Below are 7,893 nucleotides of genomic sequence, written 5' to 3' on the forward strand. Positions count from 1 at the left end.
TATGTGTTTATGGCTATAGCAGGCCAGTAGCATATTACGGTCTGTTCGGATTATTGTAAAAAGAGCTATAACTATTGGTATATCTGTATCCATTGCATTAGTACCTGTTTGCATTGCGTACGTAATGTCAAAAACTAACACTAAAATGGAAGAAACAGAGAGTTTTGTGCAGAAAGTTGGCCAGAATATATAGGTCAAGATGCAACTTTATTTTTAATAACCTCAACATCGCTAAATTCAAAAGTTTGGTTGCCTATAATTTGAAATTTCTCATTTCCCTTTCCTGCAACTAGCAGAATCATACCCTCGTTATAGGCAATATCTACGCCTTTCTCTATAGCTTCTCTCCTACCTCCTATCTCCAGTGCATCAGGGCAATGTAGCAAAATATCGTGGCGAATTTTTGCCGGATCTTCATCACGCGGATTATCATCTGTAATTATTACTTTATCTGCATACATTTGTGCTATTTTGCCCATTTCTGAACGTTTCGTCTGATCGCGATTTCCACCGCATCCAAAAACTAGAATTATTTTTTTGTTGATATGCCATTTTAAAGACAATAGGGCTTGTTTAAGCGCACTTGGAGTATGAGCGTAATCCACGAATGCAAAAGGTTTCACTTTTTCCATTCTTCCTGATGGAGAAATGAGTTTTTCTACGCATATTTCTCTGTAATTTAATCCAGATATACCGATTGCACATAGCAGATTATATGCTTGAAATTTTCCTAAAACTGGGAAAAATGTATTGTAAATTTGGTTATCAATTTTTACTGTAAGATGTTGACCATTAGGGGTTGGTGTTTGCTCTAATAAAGTAATATCAGAGCCTTTTTTTCCATAAGTCACAACTTTATTACTGCGTTTTTCAGCTATTTTAAGCAATGCGCCGTATTCATCTATATCCGCATTTAAAATCGCTGTTTTTCCTTCTGGTAATACTTCGTAAAATAACCTTTTTTTGGTTTCTAAATATCCACCAAGACTTTTATGGTAATCTAAATGATCTTGCGAGAAATTAGTAAAAGCTGCAGCACTCAACTTTAATCCATGGATTCTGTATTGATCAATCCCATGACTTGATGATTCCAACACTAAGTGTTCTACACTTATACCACGCAATGTTGCGTAAAGGTCTTCTGCACCTGGAGTGGTAAGGCTGTTGCTATTACCTTTTCTGCCATTATTGATGCATGTTCCAAGTGTTCCAATAGACGCAGCATTATAGCCAGAGTTTTGCCAGATCTGGCGGCAAAATTCTACTACTGAAGTTTTACCATTTGTACCAGTTACAGCAGCAACATATTTGGGCTGTTTGAATTGATAAAACCTGCTGACTATTTCGCTGTATATTTCTTGAGGGTTTAGGTGTTCAAGCACTGCAAAACCCGGAGTACTTGTCATGCAAGTAGCTGACACTGGAATCCAGTTTTTATTATACAATTGCTTAGTGTGTTCATTTACAATTAAATTTTCTGGATCCAAGTAGTCAAGCACTGGGATGACATCTTTCTTGGCCCCTTGTATCACAACGTCTACACAGTTGTGTACGTAACACTGTGATTCAGTAGGAAGGATATGGATTCCAGTATCGCATGTTGCGTATTCTTTACTCCTTTCTGACATACAAACAAAAAGATAACCTTCCTTGACTCTCTTGGGATTACATGTAACGCCCTTGATTTCAATATCAAAGTTAACATCAATAATGTTATGCAGTAATTCTCTCAGTTTCATCTGCCAGCTTTGATATTCAAACATGGCAGTCTTGCTAGTGCAGCATTTAAATCAGAGATCAAATCTTCAGAATCTTCTAGTCCACAAAATATCCGCATGAAACTTCCACCATAATCTGAATTCATTACAGATCTTGACATAGATCTACGATCTATTGGTAATATCAAACTGTCACACCCTCCCCAAGAAGCACCAATACTAAAAATTTTCATATGATCAACCATGCAGCTTAGTTCTTCACATGAATATTCTCTATCCAGTATTATACTAAATACGCTACTTGCTCCTTTGAAGTAACCTTTCCATAATTCGCGTTGAGGATGGGAGGGAAGTGCTGGATACAAAACTTTTTTGATTTTTGAATGTTTTTCTAGCCACTTTGCCACTTCCATTGCTGTATTTTGGTGCCTTGCCATACGTGCATGCAGTGTTCTTAGTCCCCTATGTGCAAGGTAGCAGTCGTGCGATTGAATGGTTACTCCATAATTTTTATAGCTCTCATAAAGCAATTTAAAAGTTTCACCTTCAGCAACCATAGCTCCCATCACTAAATCTGAGTGACCGGCTAGATACTTTGTCACCGCATATAGTGCAACATCAACTCCATAATCAAGCGGCTTAAATAACAAAGGAGTGGCCCATGAATTGTCACAAACGGTTACAATTCCACGTTCTTTAGCAACTTTTACTATATGCTCTATATTCGAAATCTCAAACGTTACAGAACCAGGAGTCTCGATCATTATCAATGAAGTATTACTCTGAATTAAATCAGCTATATCCTGTGTTGGATCATAAAAAGTTACTTCTGTTCCTCTTTTTGGTAGCTCATTTTCTGCAAACCTCCTAAGCCTATAATAACTATTATCTTGAATTAAAACGTGCGAGCCTGCTTTAGCGAAAGTTAGAATAGCAAAAGTAAGTGCAAATAGTCCGGAAGGATAAATAAGCGCTTGTCCACTCCCTTCAATTTCAGCCAGTGCATTTGAAAGATAATGAACAGTAGGAGTACCAACATTACTGTAGCTATAATCCCTTGCAACACCATCGTTGATTACATCGTATATACTTTCTCCATTTGCTGCATTTAAGTAGTCCTTGTAAGTAGGGAATAATATGGTAGAAGAATGATAAACTGGCGGGTTCATGGAACCTTTATAGTCATTAAATTTTCTTCCTGCTTTAACTAATATAGACTCTTCCTTCACATTTTTATTATTTATTTTTTAAATTGTACTCATCTTGCGTATATAAGTGAAGAGAAATTGCATGTATTAGCTCTATCTCACCCTTCAATAACTCATAAATCAACTTGTGTCTTTTTAGAACGCTCATTCCAATAAAGCCGTCAGATATTAATATTAATTTAATGTGCGAAGGTAATGTTGAAGATGAAGCAAAATAATGATCAGCATGCTTTGCTGATTCATCGATAATGTTGATATCAATTACATCTATCGAATCGCGTATCTTTTCTTCTATTGCTTTAATAATATCCATAATGGTTTCTTTAAGCAACAATATGCTCCTCTTGTCATCCCAGTATCAGCTACTCGGATGACAATCGCAATTACTTATTCTCTTCTTTATTATCTATGTCTTGATAATCAGAATCTACTACTTTTTCCTCTTTATCATTTGGATTTCCTTCTGATGAAAAGCCATTTTCAGCACTATTTTGTTGAGATGCTTGATACATAGCTTCTCCAAGTTTCATAGATAATTGAGAAAGATTAGTGACTTTCTGCTGTATTGAATCAGCGTCATCAATGTTATCAGATTTACTAACTTCTTTTAATTCGTTAACTGCATTTTCAATAGCAGATCTATCTTCTGGTGAAACTTTATCACCATACTCTGTCAGAGACTTTTCTATAGAATGGACTAAGCTATCCGCTTGATTCTTCACTTCAATAAACTTTTTGCGCTTTTCATCTTCTTGCGCTTTTTCTTCAGCTTCTTTTACCATGCGATTTATTTCACCATCAGATAAACCACCTGAAGATTGAATGCGTATTTTTTGCTCTTTTCCAGTAGCTTTATCTTTTGCAGAAACGTGTGCTATTCCATTTGCATCTATATCAAATGTCACTTCAATTTGTGGCCTTCCGCGCGGAGCAGGAGGTATCCCTTCCAAACTAAACTGACCGAGTAGCTTATTATCAACTGCCAGTTTTCTTTCACCCTGATGCACCTTAATTGTAACAGCTGTTTGGTTATCTTCTGCAGTTGAAAACACCTGAGATTTTTTAGTAGGAATTGTAGTATTACGCTCAATAAGCGGAGTGAATACTCCTCCTAGAGTTTCAATACCAAGAGAAAGTGGGGTCACATCAAGTAGTAACACATCTCTTACATCACCTTGAATGATCCCCGCCTGTATTGCAGCTCCAATTGCTACAACTTCATCAGGGTTAACTCCTCTATGTGGATCTTTGCCAAAGAATTCTTTAGCTTTCTCTATGACTTTTGGCATACGAGTCATGCCACCAACAAGAACCACTTCGCCAATTTGACTAGCAGATAAACCAGCATCCTCAAGAGCTTTTTTACAAGGAGCCATAGTTCTTTCGATTAAATCATTCACTAAGCTTTCAAGTTTTGCTCTCGTTAATTTCATATTTAAGTGTTTTGGACCACTTGCATCAGCTGTAATAAACGGTAGATTTATTTCCGTTTCCATTGCACTTGATAATTCAATTTTCGCTTTTTCAGCAGCTTCTTTGATTCTTTGCATAGCCATTGGATCATTTTTCAAATCAATGCCATTACTTTTCTTGAATTCATCTAGTAAATAACTCACTACTCCATTATCAAAGTCTTCACCTCCAAGATGGGTATCACCGTTTGTTGCTTTCACTTCGAAAACTCCATCACCTATTTCAAGTATTGAAACGTCAAATGTACCACCACCAAGGTCATATACTACTATTGTGTGCCCATGTTTCTTATCAAGACCATAAGCAAGTGCTGCAGCAGTCGGTTCATTTACTATTCTGAGTACATTTAATCCGGCAATTTTTCCTGCATCTTTTGTTGCTTGACGTTGAGAGTCGTTGAAGTATGCTGGCACTGTTATCACAGCATCTTTTACTTCCTCTCCAAGATAAGCTTCTGCTGCCTCTTTCATGTTTTGTAGTATAAATGCACCAATTTGACTAGGAGAATATTCTTTATTATCAGTTGTTTTAACCCATGCATCACCACTTTTTGCTGCAAACACTTTGTATGGTACACTTAGATTTTTCATCTCAGGATCACTATATTGACGGCCTATTAATCTCTTAGTAGCAAAAAAGGTATTGCTTGCATTGGTGGTTGCTTGCCTTTTTGCTGGAGCACCAATCAACCTTTCTCCTGAAGAAGTCAATGCAACTATAGATGGAGTAGTTCTTGCCCCTTCTTTATTTTCTATTACCTTTGTATCCTTGCCCTGCATTATTGCAACACAAGAATTTGTTGTTCCGAGATCTATGCCTATTGCTCTTCCCATAATGAGTACCCCATTGTAAATATTATCTGATATAAGAATATATAAGTATAGGGCTCATTAATTACAAGCCCAATTTAGGTTTCTAATTAGTTATTAGAACTTAAAAGGCGCGAAAGCCACTTAGTCAGCCAAAAATTGCCTCGTAGTTTATTTGAATTATCAGCTTCTTCATTGCTGCTATCCCCAATTTGGTATCCAGAGTTCTGTAATGGCTTATAACCGTTTAAATTAACATCATCTCCTTGTTTTAAAACAAATGTATTTATATCTAAACTGTTATCAATACTAACGTTCAATGTAATATTAAACTCTTTTTCGATTGTAGAAACTGTATTGCGTTTGTTATTAAAAATGTGCGCTATAACTGCACTGTGTGCTACTAAATCAAAAGACTTATTTCGATTCTTGTTAGCAATATATTGTAAATCCCTTAGTATTGATGAAACAATTACTTCGTTTGATTTTACTCTTCCAGTACCTTTGCAGTGTAAACACTCTGTAGTATTAATTTCTTGTATGTTTGGTTTAATTCTTTGTCTTGAAAATACCATTAAACCAAAGTCATTTATGTAGCTAAATTGAACTTTAGCTTTATCATCTTTAAACGCTTGCTTTATAGCAGACTCAACAGCTCTGCAATACTGATATTTCAACATATCAATAAAATCGACTACTATTAGTCCTGATAGGCCCCTAAGATTCACCTGTCTTGATATTTCAGGTACTGCTTCCATGTTGGTTCTATAAGCTGTTTCTTCTATGCTATCTTCTCCTGTCATCTTTCCTGAATTCACGTCTATCGAAACAAACGCCTCAGTTAAAGTTATTATCAAAGACCCACCAGATGGCAATTCTACTCTATTGCTATATAACTCAGAAATTTGATCTTCGATTCCGTAGTAAGTAAAGATCGGAGCATAACCTCTATACAATCTATAGCGCAACTTACTACCTTTTAGTGCATTGTTAGCATATTGCCTAACTGCCTCAAAAGCTTCCTTTCCAGACACTATAACTTCTATACCATCGCTACAAAAATCACGAACAGATCTCATAATTACATCTGCTTCATTGTAAATTAATGATGGAACGTTTACAGAGAAGGCATTTTTTTGAATGCTCTGCCATAATGAGGATAAGTAATTGTAATCCTGCTCAATTTCTTTCTTATTTTTTCCTGAACCAACAGTCCTTACTATCAAACCTGACCTTTTTGGCAAGTTTATTGAACTCAGTATCTCCTTTAACTGCTTTCTGACATTAGCATCTTCAATTCTGCGAGACACTCCACCTTTACTCATGGAATTTGGCATGAAAACACAGTATCTACCCACTAAAGTTATGTATGTTGTAAATGAAGCTCCTTTATTGCCTCGTCCCTCTTTAGTTAGCTGAACCAATACTTTTTGATTTACTGAAATAACACCTTGTAATTTGTATTTTTTATATAAAGGTACCTCTCTTACAAAACCACTACCTGACTCGTTGACATTCTTACTAGCTGCAGAATCTGAAGAGACATTTGCTATGGTATCGTTCCCTTTTTCTGTATAATCGTCATTTGAGTAGCTCTCAAAGATAGTTTCCTTTTCTTTTTCTGGAATATTGAAGTAATCTAGAGATATCTCGGAAAAAGACAAAAAACCTTGCTTATTTTTTCCATATTCGATAAATACGGCTTGCAAAGAAGGCTCTATACGCTTTATATAAGCAACGTATATATTACCTCTTAATTGTTTTTTTTCCTTGAATTCTTGTTCAAATTCTACAACCTTATTATTAACTGACAAGGCAACTCTTACCTCATTAGAACAGGTGGAATTTTCTATCAATAATAACCTTTTACCACTATTTACCACTTATTTACCGTTTGCTTTTCATTTTGAAGTTAACTTCATGCTACTTAATGCACTGTTGATTGTCAAGAATTTTACGATCTGCATTATTCGGTTGACTTTTAGTGTTTTGCGTAATAAACTCGCATAGAATTTATTATATCATTATAAGTATGGCGAAAAAAAATGCTTCTTTGCTCGTTAAGTTAGTTAGCACTGCAATCAAGACAACAAAAACTAGTGAAGAAAAATCAACAGGTTATTTTTATGTAAAAAAGCGTAATCCAAAAAAGCTTGCCAAAAAACTGGAGTTTAGGAAGTATGACCCAGTAGTCAGAAGGCATGTGTTATTTAAAGAAGAAAAACTAAAGTAATTTTTTTATAAGGGATTTTATTATTATGAAAAATTTACAATTAAGTTATCCTATAACAGTAGAGTTGGGGGATGTGAAAGATACAAAACTGAAATTAATAAAGGTCATTGCACAATTAATAAGTAAGAAGTACACAACACAGAAAAAAGCAGCAAACGCTCTAAGAACCTGTTAAGGATCTCGAAAATATGAGGTAGAATAAGCACAGTTAAGAAAGAGGCATATCTATGCAAAAAAGCTATCCAAGCGATATAAGTAAAGAACAATTTGAAAAAATTAGACCAATACTGGNGAGTAGCAGAAAGAAAACAAAACCAAGGAAACTTGATTTGTATGATGTATTTTGTGCAGTGCTATATGTCCTAAAAAGCTCCTGCCAGTCGAGAATGCTGCCAAAAGATTTTCCAAGGTGGGAGAACGTGTATTACTATTTTCAAATGTGGAATAAAAAG

At 35.5% G+C, this 7,893-nt stretch carries 7 protein-coding genes and 1 pseudogene; 3 read left to right on the top strand and 5 right to left on the bottom strand.

Annotated elements, in window-relative coordinates:
- Positions 1 to 194: 194 nt before the first annotated feature.
- From murE to OZD61_RS04425, 5 genes and pseudogenes are all read right to left on the bottom strand, one after another.
- Positions 195 to 1,739 (bottom strand): UDP-N-acetylmuramoyl-L-alanyl-D-glutamate--2,6-diaminopimelate ligase, encoded by a 1,545-nt coding sequence (gene murE, locus OZD61_RS04405; RefSeq protein ID WP_274980003.1) that lies wholly within the window; start codon positions 1,737 to 1,739, stop codon positions 195 to 197.
- Positions 1,714 to 2,947 (bottom strand): annotated as a pseudogene (metC, locus tag OZD61_RS04410) (cystathionine beta-lyase). Before metC ends, murE begins: the two are co-directional and overlap by 26 nt.
- Before the next feature lie 7 nt (positions 2,948 to 2,954).
- A complete protein-coding gene (locus tag OZD61_RS04415) occupies positions 2,955 to 3,239 on the bottom strand; it encodes a BolA family protein (protein WP_010962929.1) in 285 nt (94 codons plus the stop codon).
- A 70-nt stretch (positions 3,240 to 3,309) separates the two neighbouring features.
- Positions 3,310 to 5,232, bottom strand: a complete 1,923-nt coding sequence (dnaK, locus tag OZD61_RS04420; protein ID WP_274979998.1) for a molecular chaperone DnaK — start codon at positions 5,230 to 5,232, stop codon at positions 3,310 to 3,312.
- 86 nt (positions 5,233 to 5,318) lie between these two features.
- Complete coding sequence (locus OZD61_RS04425) at positions 5,319 to 7,091, bottom strand: Rne/Rng family ribonuclease (protein WP_274979999.1); 1,773 nt, start codon at positions 7,089 to 7,091, stop codon at positions 5,319 to 5,321.
- Positions 7,092 to 7,240: 149 nt separating this feature from the next.
- Between OZD61_RS04425 and rpmG the strand changes: the two genes are divergently transcribed.
- From rpmG to OZD61_RS04440, 3 genes are all read left to right on the top strand, one after another.
- On the top strand, positions 7,241 to 7,441 hold the full coding sequence (gene rpmG / locus OZD61_RS04430) for a 50S ribosomal protein L33 (RefSeq protein ID WP_274980000.1): 201 nt from the start codon (positions 7,241 to 7,243) through the stop codon (positions 7,439 to 7,441).
- Between the two features lie 25 nt (positions 7,442 to 7,466).
- Positions 7,467 to 7,616 carry a hypothetical protein gene (locus OZD61_RS04435; protein WP_274980001.1) on the top strand — a complete coding sequence of 50 codons (150 nt, stop codon included), beginning with the start codon at positions 7,467 to 7,469 and terminating at the stop codon, positions 7,614 to 7,616.
- A 52-nt stretch (positions 7,617 to 7,668) separates the two neighbouring features.
- A partial coding sequence (locus OZD61_RS04440) for a transposase (RefSeq protein WP_274980002.1) occupies positions 7,669 to 7,893 on the top strand: 225 nt, incomplete at its 3' end.

It is taken from the genome of Wolbachia endosymbiont of Drosophila bocki (assembly GCF_028982005.1).
Lineage (GTDB): Bacteria > Pseudomonadota > Alphaproteobacteria > Rickettsiales > Anaplasmataceae > Wolbachia > Wolbachia pipientis.